This window comes from Sphingomonas degradans, from assembly GCF_053502645.1.
Genome location: NZ_CP177172.1, coordinates 3088572 through 3105800, shown reverse-complemented (window position 1 = coordinate 3105800; position 17229 = coordinate 3088572). Strand labels below are relative to the sequence as shown.

General features: G+C 69.0%; 17 protein-coding genes. 4 read left to right on the top strand and 13 right to left on the bottom strand.

Annotated features, from left to right (window positions below):
* Positions 1–347 precede the first annotated feature (347 nt).
* The gene (locus tag ACG3SL_RS14215; protein ID WP_448661824.1) at positions 348–2000 is read left to right on the top strand and encodes an alkaline phosphatase family protein; all 1653 of its coding nucleotides are present in this window, start codon (positions 348–350) and stop codon (positions 1998–2000) included.
* A gap of 161 nt (positions 2001–2161) precedes the next feature.
* Here ACG3SL_RS14215 and ACG3SL_RS14210 read toward each other — a convergent pair whose 3' ends face one another.
* Complete coding sequence (locus tag ACG3SL_RS14210) at positions 2162–3088, bottom strand: right-handed parallel beta-helix repeat-containing protein (protein ID WP_448661823.1); 927 nt, start codon at positions 3086–3088, stop codon at positions 2162–2164.
* Positions 3089–3216: 128 nt separating this feature from the next.
* Here ACG3SL_RS14210 and ACG3SL_RS14205 point away from each other — a divergent pair, with 128 nt between their 5' ends.
* Entirely contained in the window at positions 3217–3969 is a 753-nt protein-coding gene (locus ACG3SL_RS14205) for an SDR family oxidoreductase (RefSeq protein WP_448661822.1), read from the top strand.
* Positions 3970–3975: 6 nt separating this feature from the next.
* Here ACG3SL_RS14205 and mmsB read toward each other — a convergent pair whose 3' ends face one another.
* The 10 genes from mmsB to ACG3SL_RS14155 all read right to left on the bottom strand — a co-directional run bounded on the left by mmsB (position 3976) and on the right by ACG3SL_RS14155 (position 13883).
* Positions 3976–4851 carry a 3-hydroxyisobutyrate dehydrogenase gene (gene mmsB, locus ACG3SL_RS14200; protein WP_448661821.1) on the bottom strand — a complete coding sequence of 292 codons (876 nt, stop codon included), beginning with the start codon at positions 4849–4851 and terminating at the stop codon, positions 3976–3978.
* A gap of 140 nt (positions 4852–4991) precedes the next feature.
* Positions 4992–5765, bottom strand: a complete 774-nt coding sequence (locus tag ACG3SL_RS14195; RefSeq protein ID WP_448661820.1) for an enoyl-CoA hydratase — start codon at positions 5763–5765, stop codon at positions 4992–4994.
* 9 nt (positions 5766–5774) lie between these two features.
* On the bottom strand, positions 5775–6818 hold the full coding sequence (locus tag ACG3SL_RS14190; RefSeq protein WP_448661819.1) for an enoyl-CoA hydratase/isomerase family protein: 1044 nt from the start codon (positions 6816–6818) through the stop codon (positions 5775–5777).
* 246 nt (positions 6819–7064) lie between these two features.
* Positions 7065–8207: an acyl-CoA dehydrogenase family protein gene (locus ACG3SL_RS14185; RefSeq protein ID WP_448661818.1), complete on the bottom strand. Its 1143-nt coding sequence runs from the start codon at positions 8205–8207 to the stop codon at positions 7065–7067.
* Complete coding sequence (locus ACG3SL_RS14180) at positions 8204–8782, bottom strand: hypothetical protein (RefSeq protein ID WP_448661817.1); 579 nt, start codon at positions 8780–8782, stop codon at positions 8204–8206. Before ACG3SL_RS14180 ends, ACG3SL_RS14185 begins: the two co-directional genes overlap by 4 nt.
* Complete coding sequence (locus ACG3SL_RS14175; protein ID WP_448661816.1) at positions 8779–9708, bottom strand: polysaccharide deacetylase family protein; 930 nt, start codon at positions 9706–9708, stop codon at positions 8779–8781. Before ACG3SL_RS14175 ends, ACG3SL_RS14180 begins: the two co-directional genes overlap by 4 nt.
* A 4-nt stretch (positions 9709–9712) precedes the next feature.
* A complete protein-coding gene (locus ACG3SL_RS14170; protein ID WP_448661815.1) occupies positions 9713–11209 on the bottom strand; it encodes a CoA-acylating methylmalonate-semialdehyde dehydrogenase in 1497 nt (498 codons plus the stop codon).
* Positions 11210–11290: 81 nt separating this feature from the next.
* On the bottom strand, positions 11291–12070 hold the full coding sequence (locus ACG3SL_RS14165) for an ABC transporter ATP-binding protein (protein WP_448661814.1): 780 nt from the start codon (positions 12068–12070) through the stop codon (positions 11291–11293).
* Positions 12061–13032 carry a FecCD family ABC transporter permease gene (locus ACG3SL_RS14160; protein ID WP_448661813.1) on the bottom strand — a complete coding sequence of 324 codons (972 nt, stop codon included), beginning with the start codon at positions 13030–13032 and terminating at the stop codon, positions 12061–12063. Before ACG3SL_RS14160 ends, ACG3SL_RS14165 begins: the two co-directional genes overlap by 10 nt.
* A complete protein-coding gene (locus ACG3SL_RS14155; protein ID WP_448661812.1) occupies positions 13029–13883 on the bottom strand; it encodes an ABC transporter substrate-binding protein in 855 nt (284 codons plus the stop codon). Before ACG3SL_RS14155 ends, ACG3SL_RS14160 begins: the two co-directional genes overlap by 4 nt.
* A gap of 138 nt (positions 13884–14021) precedes the next feature.
* Here ACG3SL_RS14155 and ACG3SL_RS14150 point away from each other — a divergent pair, with 138 nt between their 5' ends.
* A complete protein-coding gene (locus tag ACG3SL_RS14150; protein ID WP_448661811.1) occupies positions 14022–15347 on the top strand; it encodes a methyl-accepting chemotaxis protein in 1326 nt (441 codons plus the stop codon).
* Positions 15348–15410: 63 nt separating this feature from the next.
* Here the strand turns inward: ACG3SL_RS14150 and ACG3SL_RS14145 are convergent, their stop codons facing one another.
* Both ACG3SL_RS14145 and ACG3SL_RS14140 read right to left on the bottom strand, forming a co-directional pair.
* Positions 15411–15890: a bactofilin family protein gene (locus ACG3SL_RS14145; RefSeq protein ID WP_448661810.1), complete on the bottom strand. Its 480-nt coding sequence runs from the start codon at positions 15888–15890 to the stop codon at positions 15411–15413.
* A gap of 4 nt (positions 15891–15894) precedes the next feature.
* On the bottom strand, positions 15895–16536 hold the full coding sequence (locus ACG3SL_RS14140; RefSeq protein ID WP_448661809.1) for a hypothetical protein: 642 nt from the start codon (positions 16534–16536) through the stop codon (positions 15895–15897).
* Positions 16537–16831: 295 nt separating this feature from the next.
* On the opposite strand from ACG3SL_RS14140, the gene rpsL reads away from it, so the two are divergent.
* Entirely contained in the window at positions 16832–17203 is a 372-nt protein-coding gene (rpsL, locus tag ACG3SL_RS14135; protein ID WP_029936467.1) for a 30S ribosomal protein S12, read from the top strand.
* Positions 17204–17229: the final 26 nt, after the last annotated feature.

Below are 17229 nucleotides of genomic sequence, written 5' to 3'. Positions count from 1 at the left end.
GGCGATGCGCTTTGGGCCCTGGGCCCCTGCTTGCGCAGGGGAACAGCCTTGTTGTGGGAGAACCGCGCCAGCCGTTCCCGCTCCCCTGCGGAGGCAGGGGGCCAGAGTCGCGGGCGATGCGCTTTGGGCCCTGGGCCCCTGCTTGCGCAGGGGAACGGCCTTGGTGTCGGAAAACCGCGCCAGCTGTTCCCGCTCCCCTGCGAAAGCAGGGGCCCAGAGTCGCAAGCGACGCGGCTTGGGTTCGCGCCGCCCCCAAACTCTGCAATTGCGCGCTCCACCCGCCACCGGGTAGGGGCGCGCCATGCTCGCTGCGGCGGGCGCCGGAGTCGCTAGTGGAGCTTGCCGCCATGAAGGTTTTTCGTTCGACCGCCCTTGCGCTGGGACTGCTCGCCGCCGGGCCGCTCGCCGCGCAGGATGCCGCGCCCGTTCCCGCCGCCGCGCCCGCGCCGGCCAAGCCCCCCAAACTGCTCGTCGTCGTTTCGGTAGACCAGTTCTCCGCCGATCTGTTCGCCGAATATCGCGGCCAGTTTACCGCCGGCATCGCGCGGCTGATGACCGGCGCGGTTTTTCCCTCGGGCTATCAGAGCCATGCCGCGACCGAGACGTGCCCCGGCCATTCCACTATCCTGACCGGGGACCACCCGTCGCGCACCGGGATCGTCGCCAACGACTGGATCGATTTCAAGGCGCCGCGCGACGACAAGACCGTCTATTGCGCCGAGGATGAAAGCGTCCCCGGCAGCAGCTCGGGCCGCTATACCGTGTCGGACAAGCATCTGAAGGTGCCGACGCTGGGCGAATGGATGAAGCTCGCCGACCCGCAATCGCGCGTCGTGTCGGTCGCGGGCAAGGATCGCGCCGCCGTGATGATGGGCGGCCACAAGGTCGACGAGCTTTGGTGGTGGGACGGCAAGGCCTTCGTATCCTATGCCGGGCGCGCGATGCCCGCCGTGGTCGCGCGGATGAACGCCGGCACTGCCGAGCGCATCGCCGAGGCGCAGACGCCGATGGACCTGCCGCCCTTCTGCCAGGCACGCAGCCGGGCGATCGCGCTCGACAAGGGGCGCAGCGTCGGCGCCGGGCGCTTTGCCCGCGCGGCGGGTGATGCCCGCGCCTTCCGCGCCTCGCCCGAGTTCGACGAAGCCGTGCTGGCGCTGGGCGCGGGCCTGGCGAACGACATGAAGCTGGGGCAGGGCGACCATACCGACCTGCTGATCGTCGGCGCCTCCGCGACCGATTATGTCGGCCACACGCTGGGCACCGAAGGCAGCGAGATGTGCCTCCAGCTGCTGACGCTCGACCAGAATCTGGGCAAGCTGTTCGCGGTGCTCGACCGCACCGGCGTGGACTATGCGGTCGCGCTGACCGCCGACCATGGCGGCCACGACCTGCCCGAGCGCAACCGTGACCATGCCATTTCCGAAGCCGCGCGCGTCGATCCGGCGCTGAACGCGACGGCCATCGGCAAGCAGGTCGGCGCGAAGCTGAAGCTCGCCGGGCCGGTGCTGGTCGGCGGCGTGTTCGGCGACATCTATATCGATCCCAAGCTGACCAAGGCGCAGCACGACGCCGTGCAGGCTGAGGCGATCCGTCTCTATACCGCGCACCCGCAGGTGCAGGCGGTGTACACCCGCGCCCAGATCGCCGCGACGCCGCGTCCCAAATCGCCGCCCGAGACGTGGTCGATGCTGGAGCGCGCGCGCGAATCCTATGTCCCCGAACATAGCGGCGACTTCGTCGTGGCGCTCAAGCCGCGCATCACCCCGATCGCATCGACGGGTGGCGGCAATGTCGCGACGCATGGCAGCTTCTGGGACTATGACCGCCGCGTGCCGATGCTGTTCTGGCGCAAGGGAATGGTCGGGTTCGAGCAGCCGCTGTCGGTGGAAACGGTGGACATCGCCCCCACGCTCGCCGCGCTGATCGGCGTGCCGGTGCCGGTGCAGGTCGATGGCCGCTGCCTGGATCTGGACGCGGGGCCGGCGACGACGTGTAAGTAAGGCGCGGTTTCTCTGCACGGGCAGGGACCGGAGCCGGTATCGACTCGCCTACTACCCTGGACCCCTGCTTTCGCAGGGGAACATCGCCATCCCGCAACTTCTTGTTCCCCTGCAAAAGCAGGGGCCCAGGATCACAGGCGAGCCGCTTCGCGCTTAAGGCCTTACCGCCGCCGCTCGAACGGCCGGATGCCCGGTCCCAGCTGGTTCGCGCCCAGCGCCAGCTGCTGCCCGCTGAGGTCGGCGACGAAGGCGGGGTTGCCCGTGGCGCCCGGCGCCATCGTTGCGCTGTTGCCCTCGATCCGCAGCCCCGTCGCCGGATAGGTCCGCCCCTCCGCCGCGACGGCGATCAGCGCCGAGCTGTTTTCCTTGGCCCGCCCCTGGACAAAGACATTGCCGGTGATCGTGCCCGTGCCGCCTTCGGACAGGTCGATCATATAGTTGGTTTTCCGCCCCTTGCTGTCGTCGAAGCTGTTGCCGGTGATCTCCACCCGGCGCGCGCGCAGCTTGATGTAATGGCCGCCGGTGCCGCGTTCGAAGCGCGAGCGCGTGACCGTCACCAGCCCGTCGACCGCGAGGTAGATCGAATGGCTGCAATTCTCGGTCTCGCACTGGCCAAGGCCCGAAAAGGTACTGCGGTCGATCGTGATGTGCCGGACCGTCTCGTGCCCGCCGCCAAGGATGCCTTCCTGACTGTCGAGGAACATCGCGTTGGTGACGGTCAGGTCGCCCATCTCGATGCGGATGCCCGCGCCATTGCCGTCGGGGACGCTGTATCCCCGGAACACGATGCCATCGACCGCCGATCCGCGCCCGCGCAGCACGAACGCCGCCTTGTCCTCGCACACTTCGCGCTCGAAGATCGCCGTGCCGGGTTGCACCGCCTTGAACGTGATCTTGCCCCCGGTCTGCACCGTGCATTCGCGATAGGTGCCGGGCGCGATCAGGATGGTGGCGGTGCCGTCGCGCACCGCAGTGACGGCCTGGTCGAGATGGGCGAAGCCTTGCCCCGTCTCGGCGATGACGAAGGGCGCCCGCTGCTGGGCGGCGGCGGGGGTGGCGAGGGCGAGGAGCAGGATCAGGGCGCGCATGGCTTTGCCTTAGCCTCGGACCGTTAACATTCCGGCACGCGGGGCCGCGTGCGTTTGGGCGCAAGCATCGGGGCGTGCGCGGCGCGCGCCTGTTCTAGCCCGGCGGCTCCACAAACGGAGTTGCAGGAATGAAGCTGATCGAAGGCAAGATCGCAATCGTCACGGGCGCGAGCGCCGGTATCGGGCGCGCGGCGGCGCGGCTGTTCGCGGCAAATGGCGCGGCGGTGGTGCTGGTCGCCCGGCGTGGGGACATGCTGGCGGCGCTGGCCGATGAGATTCGCGGCGCGGGCGGGCGCGCGCTAGCGGTCGCGGGCGACGTGACCGATCCGCAGACGCATCACGACGCCGTGGAAGCCGCGCTGGCCACCTTCGGGGGCCTCGACATCGCCTTCAACAATGCCGGGCTGGTCGGGGCAATGCGCCCGTTGGCCGAACTGGAGCCGGGGGAATGGGGTGCGGTGCTCTCCGCCAACCTGACTGCCGCGTTCCTGGGGGCCCGTGCGCAGATCCCTGAGATGCTGGCGCGCGGGGGCGGGGCGATGGTGTTCACGGGCAGCTTCGTCGGCAACAGCGTGGGGCTGCCCGGCATGGCGGCCTATGCCGCGGCAAAGGCCGGGCTGATGGGGCTGGTCCGGGGAATCGCCGCCGATTACGGCGCGCAGGGCATTCGCGCCAACGCGCTGCTGCCGGGCGGGACCGCAACCGACATGGCCGGCGATGTCGACCAGCGCGCCTGGGCGGCGGGGCTCCATGCGATGAAGCGCCTCGCCGAACCGGAGGAAATCGCCCGCGCCGCGCTGGTCCTGGCCAGCGACATGGCCAGCTTCGTTACCGGATCGGCGCTGTGGGCCGATGGCGGCAACGCGGCGGTGAAGCTGTGACCGGCCTCAGCGCAGCGTCTTGATGATGCCGGAAAAGTCGAGGCCCGCGCCTTCGCCTGCGACGAACGCCTCGTACAGCTCGGCTGCCCGTGCGCCCATCGGCGTGTCGGCGCCGACGCTGGCCGCCGCCGCCATCGCGAGGCGCAGGTCCTTGAGCATCAGCGGCGCGGCGAACCCGCCCTGATAGTCGCGGTCGGCGGGGGTTTCCGGCCCCACGCCGGGGACCGGGCAATAGCTGGTCATCGACCAGCTCTGCCCCGAGCTGACCGAGGCGATGTCGTAGAAGCGCTGGAGGTCGAGCCCCAGCTTTTCCGCCAGCACGAACGCTTCGCAGGTCGCGATCATCTCGGCGCCGAGCAGCATGTTGTTGCAGATCTTGGCTGCCTGGCCCGCGCCGCTGCTGCCGGCGTGGATCACGGTCTTGCCCATATCCGAGAGGAACGGCTCGGCGCGGTCGAACGCCGCCTGGCTGCCCCCGACCATGAAAGTGAGCGTCCCGGCATTGGCCGCAGCGATTCCGCCCGAGACGGGAGCGTCCACGGCGCTCAGCCCGCGCACCTGCGCGGCCTCGGCGACGCGGCGCGCAGTCTCCACGTCGATCGTCGAGCAATCGATCAGGATCGTCCCCGGCTCGGCGGCGTCGAACACGCTGTCGGTATAGAGGCTTTCGACATGGGTGCCGGCGGGCAGCATCGTGATGACGGCCTCTGCCCCCGCCACTGTCTCGGCGGCGCTGGCCATCGGCAGGCACCCCGCCTTTTTCGCGCGATCGAGCGCGTCGACGGACAGGTCATAGGCGCGGACGTCGTGCCCCGCCTTGGCGAGGTTCGCGGCCATCCCGCCGCCCATATTGCCCAGGCCGATAAATGCGATGCGAGTCATGTCTTCTTCCTTATCCCCCTCCCGCCTGCGGGAGGGGCTAGGGGAGGGGCCGCGCGTGCGCGGCGCTTCTTCTACGTCAGGCCCTCCCCCGGCCCCTCCCGCAAGCGGGAGGGGAGCAGAAGAAGGGGGAGGGAAATTCACTATTTCCCCGACCAGTTCCCCGGACGCTTCTCGACGAACGCCGCCATGCCTTCCTTCTGGTCCGCCGTGCCGAACAGCGCGTGGAACAGGCGGCGCTCGAACTGGACGCCCTGCGCCAGCGTCGTCTCGTACGCGGCGTTGACCATTTCCTTGTTCGCCTTGACCGCCAGCGGCGCCATGCCCGCGATCAGCGCCGCGGTCTTGACGGCTTCCTCGACCAGCTCGGCGGCGGGGAGGATGCGGCTGACCAGCCCGGCGCGCTCGGCCTCGTCGGCGTCCATCATCCGGCCCGTCAGGCACATTTCCATCGCCTTGGCCTTGCCCACTGCGCGGGTGAGCCGCTGCGAGCCGCCCATGCCGGGGGAGACCGCCAGCTTGATCTCGGGCTGGCCGAACCTGGCATTGTCCGCCGCGAGGATGAAGTCGCACATCATCGCCAGCTCGCATCCGCCGCCCAGCGCATAGCCCGAAACGGCGGCGATCACCGGCTTGCGCGTCGCGGTGACGCGATCATAGCCCGCGAAGAAATTGCCGCCGTACATGTCGGCAAAGCCCTTCGACGCCATTTCCTTGATGTCGGCGCCCGCCGCGAACGCCTTTTCGCTGCCGGTCAGCACCGCACAGCCCTGGCTGTCGTCGGCGTCGAATGCCTCCAGCGCGGCGATCAGCTCGGCCAGCACCTGGCTGTTGAGCGCATTGAGCGCCTGGGGCCGGTTGAGCGTGATGAGCGTCACCGCGCCGCGTTGTTCGACCAGCAAAGTTTCGTACGACATGTCTGTTCCTCAGGCCGGTGCCCAGGCCTCGGCCTCGGGCAGGGGGGCGAAAATCTGTTCGATCACATGATCGCTGACGCCGTCCAGCGTGGGCGGTTGCCAGCGGGGGGCATTGTCCTTGTCGACGATAACCGCGCGGACCCCCTCGCGGAAGTCCGGGCGCTGTACCACGCGGGTGCCGACGGCATATTCCTGGCGCATCTCGTCCTCGAAGGTCGGCATGTGACGCCCGTCTTGGAGGAGTCGCAGCGATACCTTCATCGCCTGGGGCGACTTGGTGGCGAGCGTGGCAAGCTGCGCGCGTGCCCAGTCGCTGCCATCGGCTTCCAGCGCGGCGACGATGCCCTCGACTGTCGCGGCGGCGAACAGCCGGTCGATCGCGTCGCGGTGCGCAAGGATCGCGGGTTCGGGGGCGGGGGCGGACAGCGCCGCCAGTGTTTCGGCGATCGCCTGCGGATCGGCGAGGATCGCTGCCTTGGCCTCCTCCAGCCGCGCGGCGGGGAGGAAGTGGGTGGCGAGGCCGAGCGCGAGGCACTCGGCCCCGTCGAGCCGTGCGCCGGTCAGCGCGATATACTCGCCCATATGGCCGGGCAGGTGCGCCAGATACCAGCCGCCGCCGACATCGGGGAACAGGCCGATGCCGGTTTCCGGCATCGCGAATTTCGTGTGCTCGGTCGCGACGCGGAACTTTGCGGGCTGCGAAATGCCCACGCCGCCGCCCATCGTCACCCCGTCCATGAACGCGACGACCGGCTTGGCGTAAGTGAACAGCCGGTGGTTGAGCTGATATTCGATGCGGAAGAATTCGCGTGCCGCCGCGCCGTCACCCGCGCCGCTCTCACCGATCATGCGGATGTCGCCGCCTGCGCAGAAACCGCGCCCCTCGGCGTGGTCGAGGATCACGGCCTCGATCGCGGGATCCGCGCGCCATGCGCCCAGCGCCTCGAGCATCGCCGCGCACATCGCGGTGTTGAGCGCGTGGAGCGCTTTTGGCCGGTTGAGCCGGATGCGGCCGACCCGGCCTTCGGTGGAGATCAGGACGTCTTCGGTCATTGGGTTCTCACGCGAAGGGGGCGAAGGGGCGGGGAGGGAGAAGGAAAGAAGATAGTGGTTCGCGCGGAGGCGCGGAGGCGCAGAGGGGCAGGTTATCTGGCGGCGACAGCCGCTCCTTAAACACCGTTGCCGCTTGGCACGCGAAGGGCAGGGAGGGCCGCTGGCGCGGCAAAGCGAAACGCTCTGCGCCTCCGCGCCTCTGCGCGAACCTCTTATTCTTCGCGTCTTCGCGCCTTCGCGTGAAAATCATTCGCGCACCAGCTCGCGTCCGATGATCATCCGCATCACCTGGTTGGTCCCCTCCAGGATCGAATGCACCCGCAGGTCGCGCCAGAAGCGTTCGATCGGATAGTCCATCAGATAGCCGTAGCCGCCATGGAGCTGGAGCGCGCGGTCGACCACGCTGCTGCCGGTGTCGGTGGCGAAACGCTTGGCCATGGCGGCGAACTGGGTCTTGTCGGGGGCGTTTGCCGTCACCTTGGCGGCGGCGAGGTACAGCAGCGCGCGGGCAGCCTCCAGCTCGGTCGCCATGTCGGCCAGCATGAACTGGGTGTTCTGGAAATCGGCGATCGCCTTGCCGAACTGCTTGCGGTCGCGGGTATAGGCAATCGCTTCGTCCAGGCAGCGCTGCGCCCCGCCCAGCGAACAGGCGCCGATGTTGAGCCGCCCGCCGTCGAGCCCCATCATCGCGATGCGGAATCCCTCGCCCTCGGCGCCGACCAGATTGGCGACGGGGACGCGGACGTCCTCCAGGATCACCTGCGCGGTCGGCTGCGAATGCCAGCCCAGCTTGCGCTCGTTCGCGCCGAAGCTGACGCCGGGCGTGTCCTTTTCGATGAGCAGGCAGGAAATGCCCTTCGGCCCGTCCTCGCCGGTGCGGACCATGACGAGGTACACGTCGTTCGCGCCCGCGCCCGAGATGAACTGCTTGGTCCCTGTCACCACATAGTGATCGCCATCCCGCACCGCCCGCGTCTTGAGCGCGGCGGCATCGGAGCCCGATCCCGGCTCGGTCAGGCAATAGCTGGCGATGCGGTCCATCGTGACAAGGTCGGGGAGATACCGGTCCTTCAGGTCCTGCGACCCGAAGCGATCGACCATCCACGCCGCCATGTTGTGGATCGAAATGAACGCCGAAGTGGACGGACAGCCATAGGCCATCGCCTCCATGATGAGCGCGGATTCGAGCCGCCCCAGCCCGATCCCGCCCGATTCCTCGGACACATAGATCGCGGCAAAGCCCTGTGCGGCGGCGGCACGGATCGTGTCACGCGGAAAGACGTGCTTCTCGTCCCATTCGGCAGCGAAGGGCGTGATCGCATCGGCAGTGAATTTGCGCGCCATGTCCTGGATGGCACGCTGGTCGTCGGTGAGGTCGAATTGGGTCATGGTTTGTCCGTTCCATCGGCACGCTGCGACACGGGCTCGTCGCCCAACAGCATGTCCCAGCCATAGGCGTATCGGCGCGCGCAATTTGCGGGCGTGGGTGAATGAAAGGTGATGCGGTTCAGGATAGGAAGATCGCGACGGTCGCCCTTCAGCATGGTCCCATCCAGCCACAGGACAGGCTCTCTTTCACCTCCGCTGTACTCCGGGACGGCCCAGAGCACGTAACGACCGAGCGCCTTTCCCCGGGATCTGAGAATAGACCAGCCCCCTCGATCCACGACCAATGCTCCGCGACGGCGATTGGCCCAGTGGTTGCCGTGCCGCAGCACGAGTTCTCCTGCTGCGCCATCGACGCGCAATGTGGCGGCGTGAATACCTGCATATTGCAGCGTCGCTGTTTCTCCGGTGTCCAGGTCTATCGCGATATCTTGCAGGCAGATGCGCGCGGGCCCTTTGTCCTGGAAGTCGGCAACCGGGCCGAGGATTTCATCGTTCACCGTCCTTGGCGGCTCGGCGTCTTGCGCGCGCGCGGCGCTGATGTTCATCACCAGCGCAACCGGCAGTAGCCAGTTCACTCCGCCCCCTCATGCAGCACGCGCTGCGCGAAAAGGGCGTTGGCGAGTTTGATCGTGTTGCGTTCGTACCAGCGCGGTGCGGGCAGGCCCTTTTCCCAGGCCATCGACTCGAGCAGCGTGCCCTGTGCGGAGGGCACGTCGGGCATCGCGGTGTGGATCGGATCGGCATAGGCCTGATCCGGCGAAATGATCTGCCAGCCGCGCCGCCGCAATTCGCGGATCACGTCGCCGATGTACAGCGCCGCCAGATCGGTTTCGTGGAGCAGAATTACCTGTGCGGGCTGGCGGCCGAGTGTCTTGATCGCCAGGCCGTCGGCGAACTCCGCCGCCTCGACCATCGTCTCGACATAGAGGTCGCGCAGCGCGGCGCGGTCGATCGTCTTGCCCGCCTTCACCGCCTGAATCGTGTTGCTCTCCATGTTCCAGTCCGACCCGTCCACCGTGACATAGCCGTTCTGGAGGCCCCGCGCCTTGAGCGCCGCGCGCAGGGCGTCGCGCTTCGCCTTGTCGCCGCGCCCTTCGTCGAGAAAGGGGAAGCGATACCAGGGGCGATAGCCGGGCTGCGGCTGCAACCACGCCTCGGCGCGGTCGAGATCGGCGAGATAGGTGTCCACCGGCGTCGCGGAAAGCGACAAATGGCTATAGCCATGGTTGGCGATCACATGCCCCGCGCGCACATAGCGCGCGATCCGCTCCGCCCCGCCGACGCCGTCCTCAACGCCGATCTGGCCGGGGTTCACGAACAGCCCGACCTTCACCCGCGCCTTGCGGAACGCGGCGATCAGCCGGTCGGTGCGTTCTTCGGGCGTCAGGAACGCGCCCCGGCTGCGCGGCACGTCGTCAAAGGTCAGCGCGATGCGCTTCTGCGCATGCGCCGGCGCGGAGAAGGCGAGCAGCGCGACCAGCAGCAGGATCAGCCGACGCATGGGCTCACCCCATCGTCGGGATGACGAACGCGCTGTCGCCGGTACCGCCGCCGTCGGGCCAGCGCTGGGTGACGGTCTTGGTCTTGGTCCAGAAGCGGACGCCCTCCATCCCGTGCTGGTTGATGTCGCCGAACGCGCTCCGTTTCCACCCGCCAAAGCTGTGATAGGCCACCGGCACCGGGATCGGCACGTTGATGCCGACCATGCCGACATTCACCCGCGCGGCGAACTCGCGGGCGGCATGGCCGTTGCGGGTGAAGATCGCGACGCCATTGCCGTACTGATGCTCGCTCGGCAGGCGCAGCGCGGTTTCGAAATCGGGCGCGCGGACGATCTGGAGGACCGGGCCGAAAATCTCTTCCTTGTACGCGCGCATATCGGGCGTGACGCGGTCGAACAGCGTGGGGCCGACGAAGAAGCCCTGCTCATGCCCCTGCAAGGTAAAGCCGCGTCCGTCCACGACCAGCTCGGCGCCTTCGTCCACGCCGGTCTGGATCCAGTTCTCGACGCGCTGCTTGTGCGCGGCGTTCACCACCGGACCGTAATGCGCCTCCGCATCGGTCGACACGCCCACGCGCAGCGCCCGGATCGCGGGAATCAGCTTTTCGCGCAGCGCCTCGGCGGTCTTGTCGGTCACCGGCACCACCACGGGCAGCGCCATGCAGCGCTCGCCCGCAGACCCGAACGCGGCGCCCGACAGGTCGGCGACGACCTGGTCCAGATCGGCGTCGGGCATGACGATGCCGTGGTTCTTGGCGCCGCCCATCGCCTGCACCCGCTTGCCCGCATCGACACCGCGCCGATAGACATAGTGCGCGATGTCGGACGATCCGACGAAGCTCACCGCCGAAATCGCCGGATGATCGAGGATCGCGTCGACCATTTCCTTGTCGCCGTGCACGACCTGAAGCACGCCTTCGGGCAGGCCCGCCTCCAGCATCAACTCGGCGAGGCGCACGGGGACGCTGGGGTCGCGTTCGCTGGGTTTCAGGATGAAGGCATTTCCGACCGCGATCGCCACGCCGAACATCCACATCGGGATCATCGCCGGGAAGTTGAACGGCGTGATGCCCGCGCCGATGCCCAGCGGCTGGCGCATCGAATAGACGTCGATGCCCGGCCCGGCGCCCTGGGTATATTCGCCCTTCAGCACATGCGGGATGCCGCAGGCGAATTCGATGACTTCCAGTCCGCGCTGGATGTCACCCTTTGCATCGGCGATCACCTTGCCATGTTCGGACGAGAGCAGATGGGCAAGCGCGTCCATGTTCGCCTCGACCAGCTCCTTGAAGCGGAACATCACGCGGGCGCGGCGCTGGGGGTTGGTTGCGGCCCATGCGGGCTGCGCGGCCTGCGCGGCGGCGATGGCGCGGTCGAGGTCGGCGGCGGTCCCCAGCGGCACCTGTGCCTGCACCTGGCCGCTATTGGGATCGAACACGTCGCCGTGCCGCGTCGCGGCCGCACCCGACGGGCCCATGATGAGATGGTCGATCCTGCGCATCAAAACTCTCCTTCGGCGGCCGGGTTCGCCCGACTCGCCTCGTGTAATTTTGTTGCGCAATGCCACAGCCGGGTCCGGCTGTCAGCCCTTGGTGCGGCCAATCGGTACGGGGAGAAGGCGACCCTGTTCGTCGGGGATCACCATCACCTCGACGCCGAACGCCTCGCGCAGCGGCTGGTGGGCCAGTGCCTCGGCGGCAGCGCCGAAGCGGACGACTTCGCCCGCCTTGAGCAACAGCACGTCGTCGGCAGCGCGCGCGGCCTGGACCAGGTCGTGGAGGACGATCACCACCCCGGTGCCGGTTGCGGCGATGGCGCGGAGCTGTTCGAGCATGTCGAGCTGGTGGACGGGGTCCAGGCTGGCGAGCGGCTCGTCCGCCAGCAGCCATTGCGGCGCCCCGGCGATGACGCGCGCCAGCAGTACCCGCGCGCGCTCGCCGCCCGACAGCGCATCGGCGCCGCGCCCGGCAAGGTGCGTCGTATCGGTCGCCGCCATCGCGTCCTGCACCGCCGCGCGGTCCGCCGCCGATGCCCCGGCAAAGGGCGAACGGTGGGGCAGGCGGCCCAGCGCCACCAGTTCCTCCACCGCGACGTTCCAATGCACCGATGCGTCCTGCGGCAGATAACCGATCAGCCGCGCCCGCTCGCGCGGCTCGATCCGCGCGACAAGGCGGCTGCCCAGGCGCACCTGCCCGCGATCGGCATCGACCAGCCCGGCCAGCGCGCGGACCAGCGTGGTCTTGCCCGAACCGTTGGCGCCCAGAATCGCCGTCACCCGACCGGGGCGGAAGCGTGCGGCCACGCCGCGCAAGACGCTGCGCTTGCCCAGACTGACCGACAGGTCGCTGACGCTCAGTTCCATGCCGATCGCCTGTGCTTCAGGAGGAGAAGGAGGAAGAACGGCGTGCCGATCAGCGCCATGGCGACGCCCAGCCGGATTTCGGCGGCGCCGGGGGCAAGCCGCACCAGGCTGTCCGCCGCCAGCACCAGCGCCGCGCCGCCCAGCGCGCTCGGCACCAGCAGCGCCGAGGGGCGCGCGCCGACCAGCGGGCGCATGACATGCGGCACGATCAGCCCGACGAACCCGACCACGCCGGTCACCGCGACGCCCGCACCTACGCCCAGCCCGGAGCCGAGCACCACCAGCATCTGCACCCGCGCCAGCCGCACGCCCAGCGAGCGCGCCGCATCCTCGCCCAGCGTCAGCGCATCCAGCGCGCGCCCGGTGAACAGCAGCGCCGCGCACCCCGCTGCCATGAAGGGCAGGGCAAGCTGCACCTCGGCAAAGCTGCGGTCGGTCAGCGATCCCATGATCCAGTCGATGATCTCCGCCGTCGCATAGGGATTGGGCGCGATCGAGATGAGGAACGCAGTCAGCGCGCCGCCCAGGCTGGCGAGGACAGTGCCCGCCAGGATGAAGGTCACCGCGCTGTCGGCGCGCCATGCCAGTCCGGCGAGCAACAGCATCGATCCGCACGCCGCCGCCATTGCGCAGCCGAAGATCACCAGCGGCGCGCCGGTGCCGAGCAGCACGATGGAGGCAACCGCGCCCAGCGCCGCGCTGGACGACACGCCCACCACCGCCGGATCGGCCAGCGGATTGCGCAGATAGCCCTGCAGCACCGCGCCGGTCAGCCCCAGCGTCGCGCCCAGCGCCAGCCCCAGGATCGCGCGCGGCAGCCGCAGACCGATCACGATCCACCAGCGCGGATCGCCGCCGAACCAGGCGTCGAGCGGCACCCACACCTTGCCCGCCATCAGCGATCCGGCGAACAGCAGCGCGACGAAAAGCGCCAGCCCGGCGATCAATGCCCCGCGCTTCACGGCGTCACCGTGCGGCGAATATCGGCCAGCCGCGTCATCGCGCGCGCGATCACCGGCCCGCCGCAATTGACGAGCGTGCGCGGGAACTGCGCCTGCACTACCCGCGCCCCGCTATGCGCCAATGCCCAGCCGCGCATTTCCGCCGCCCGCGACGATGCGGCGCGGCCCGGCGCGTCGGGCACCAGCATCACGCGCGGCGGATCGGCGACGACATGCTCGATCGGCAGCGTGCCGGTGTGCTGGAGCCCATAATGCGCGGCATGGTCGCTGAACCCTGCGCGCACCATCATTTCATCGAGCAACGTACCACCCCCGGAAACCAGATTGCCGCTGATCCACAACAGCGCGGGGACCGGAGCATCGGCGCGTGACGCCTGCGTGACGGCGCGCTCGATCCGCGCGACCATCGCCTCGCCCGCCGGCACGGCATCGACGGCGCGGGCGAGTTCGCGGACCTGCGCCACGCTGGCGGCGATCGTGTTCGGCGAATCGAGATACAGCGTTTTCAGCCCCGCGCGGGCATAGGCCTCGCGCGTGCTGGGCGGCGTGAACGTGCTGGCGATCACCAGTGCCGGGTGCAGCGCGATCACTTCCTCCGCCGTGCCGGTGGTCGCGCGGAAGCGGCGGGCGAGGGCGAGGTCGATCGACGTCGCGCTCGGGTCCTGCGAATAGCGGCTGATCGCGGCGATCCGGGACGGCGGCACCAGTTCGATCAGCATCGCGTCGGCGCACGGGTTGGTCGAGACGATCGCGCCGCCATCGCGCGGCGGCGGCGCGGCGCATCCGGCAAGCGCTGCGCACGCCAATAGCGCGGCGGGGCGGAAAGGGCGGAGCCGGCGCGCGCGCTGCATTGTTTTCCCGCCCCCCATCGCCCTGCGCTCTAGCCGGGGTGCGTGCCGGGCAGCAAGCCCACGAAAAACCGTGCTTTGTCTCGGGAGTGTAACACGCGGAAAAGACGGCGTTTACCAAAAGGCCGCTAGGCAGCGGGCATGTACCTCGCCGCATCGCTTCGCGACATCGCAGAATCCGAACCCTCGCTTGCCCGGTGGCTGACTCCGGCGGAGACGGCGGCCCCCGCGCTGCCGCACGATTCGTCGCTGGCGCGCGCGGTGCGGGTGTTCACCGACAATATCGCACTGCGGCTGGTGCCCGTGCTCGATGCCGAGGATCGGCCGATCGGGGCGATTTTCGAAGAGGATGTGCGGCGGCTGCTGCTCAATCCGTTCGGGCACGCGCTGATGCACAATCCCAGTTATGGCCATGGCATCCGGCGGCATATCCGCCCCTGTCCGACGGCCGAACTGACCGAGGGGCGGCAAAAGCTGCTCGACGTCTATCGCGGCGCGGGCGGCACCGAGGGGATGATCCTCACGCGCGGCGGGCGGCTGTTCGCCGTCCTGTCCAACCGGCGGATGATGCAGCTGGCCGCAGAGCATGCGCGCGAAGGGGCCGAGCGTCGGCTGGCGCGCGCGGCGCGGATCGAAGCGGCCAGCGCCGGATTCGAGGCGCAGGCGACCACGCTGGTGCGCGCGATGGAGGCGCTGGCGTGCGATGTGAAGCACGATGCCGGCGGCACGGCGGACCGGGCGACCGGGCTGGGCGAACGCGCGGTCGCGGTGGCGAGCGCGGCGGCGCAGACCTGTGACAACATGGCCGAGATCGCCGCGCGCGGTCGCGAACTGGCGCAGGCGCTCGCGGGGATCGGCGACAGCGCACGCGGCGCCCGCAATGCCGCGAACGGTGCCTCGGATCTGGTCGCGACCGGCAGCGCGCGCACCCGCGAACTGCTCCGCGCGGCGCAATCGATCGACTCGGTCATCGCCCTCATCAGCGACATCGCCCGGCAAGTGAACCTGCTCTCGCTCAACGCCACGATCGAAGCGGCGCGGGCGGGAGAGGCGGGGCGCGGCTTCACGGTCGTCGCCAACGAAGTGAAGCAGCTATCGACTCAGACCGGCACGGCGGCGGCACGGATCACGGCGCTGGTCCACGACCTCCGCCGGGGAATCGACGACGTGGCATCGGGCCATGCCGAGGTGGAACATGCCATCGCGGCGATGACGGCAATGGCGGTCTCGGTCGAGGATGCGGTGGCGCTGCAGGAGACCGCGACTCGCACGATCGCGCGCAATGTGGACGAGGCGGTCAGCGCCAGCACCGGCATCCAGCACGATGTCGAGGCGATCGGCGACACGTCGTGCGCCGCGTCCGACACGGCGCGTTCGATGCGGCTATTGGCCGAACGGCTGGAGGGGGAGGCGGGGGCGCTGTCGCGACACGTCGATGCGTTTCTGCTCGAAGTGCGCGACGCCTGATCCGCGCGCACTGGCAGCGATTCGCCGCCGGTGCCGAGTCGCGGAATGGGTGCGTGGTCTGCGTCAGGCGGCTTCTTCGTTCGCGGCGACCGGCTGCGGCGCGGCGAGGGCGCGCGGCGCTGCTGCGGCGACGGGCGCTGCGTCGAGGTTGCTCATATGCTTGAGCCGCCCGTCGACATGGCCGCCATTCTCGACCGTGATCGTCTCATATTCCACATCGCCGCTGATTCGGGCCGAGCGCTCGACCGTCAGCGTCTTGACGCGCACCGTGCCTTCGATCGCGCCGGCGATCCGCGCGACGTCGGCAGTGACGCTGCCGAAGATCTGGCTGTCGGCGCCCTGGGCCAGCGTTCCGCACGTCACGTCGCCCTCGATCCGGCCATCGATATGCAGGTCCGCCGTCGCGGCGAGGTTGCCGGTGACGACCACGTCGGGGCCGATCACCGAAAACATGCCGCGCCCGCGACCGCCGCCATTCTGCGACGGTGCCGCCGGCATGGCCGAGCGATCATCGCGGCCCCCGCGATTGCTGCTCTTGAACATTGGTTTACTCCCCATAGCTCGGACCCCGGGTCCCCGCGCGCTGCGTAGCATATTGCGCCGCATCGGGCAGCATCCAAATCCCCCCGGTGCGTTCCACCCGGGGATTGTCGTTGGCGGCGCCCATGGGCCGCAAAGCGATCAGGAAGCACGCGGAACCAAGCATCGTAACCGAGCCGAAACAACCCGCCAGCGGGCTCTGAAGCGCCACCGCGACCAGCCCCGCCAGCGCGCCGATCGCCCCCGCCAGCGCGACCGCGCGCTGGCCCGCAGGCGCGGGTCGGAGCAGCAGCAACGCGGCCACCACCAGCGGCACTGCCAGCGCGCCGGCGCCCATGCCGGGGATCGCCGCGACCGGGATCAGCGCGGCGACCAGCGGCGCGCGCCACCCCCGCGTGCGCGCCGCGACTCGCTCGCCTGCCACGCACGCCAGGTGAAAGGCGAGCAGCCCCGCGCCGCCTGCGACAAGCAGCCCCAGCAGCCCGACAAGCGGCGTGCCGCGCAGCACGTCCCACCATCCCGGTATCGTCGCCCCGAACCCGCCGAGCGCGAGCACCCCCGCGACGGCGGCGGTCGACGCCGGCATCGCCGGCCAGCGGCGGAGGGCGCGCAACAGCGTTGCCGACCCATATTTGAGATGCACGATCATGCTAGGTGGGATAGACGCCAAGTCGTTAGCGCCCGGTTATCCGCTCGCTTGCCGTCTGCCGCTTTCGGCCCGTCGGGGCGGCCATTGACCGCTATTGCTTGCGACGCTATAGGCGCCACCGTTCCACAAGGGGGCCATATGGCCATTTGCCCTCGCGGAACAAAGAGCTGAACGTTGCTGGAGACGCAATGGCCCGGGGGGTCAAGGACACCCGGGGCCTTTTCGTATTCTCATCTCAGGGCTCCAGCAAAAGTAACCGCCGGGCTGTCCGGTAACGCAAAAGGTGAAGGGCTTCATGCCAACGATCAACCAGCTGGTCCGCAAGGGCCGCGAGCCGCAGAAGGCCAAGTCCAAGGTCCCTGCGATGGAACAGAACCCGCAGAAGCGCGGCGTCTGCACCCGTGTCTACACCACGACCCCGAAGAAGCCGAACTCGGCATTGCGCAAGGTTGCGAAGGTCCGCCTGACCAACCAGCGCGAAGTCATTTCGTACATTCCGGGCGAAGGCCACAACCTTCAGGAGCACTCGGTGGTCCTGATTCGCGGCGGCCGTGTGCGCGATCTTCCCGGCGTTCGCTATCACGTCCTGCGCGGCGTGCTCGATACGCAGGGTGTGAAGGATCGCCGTCAGTCGCGTTCCAAGTACGGCGCTAAGCGTCCGAAGTAAGCCGGTCGGCTCCAGCAGGCGTAAGG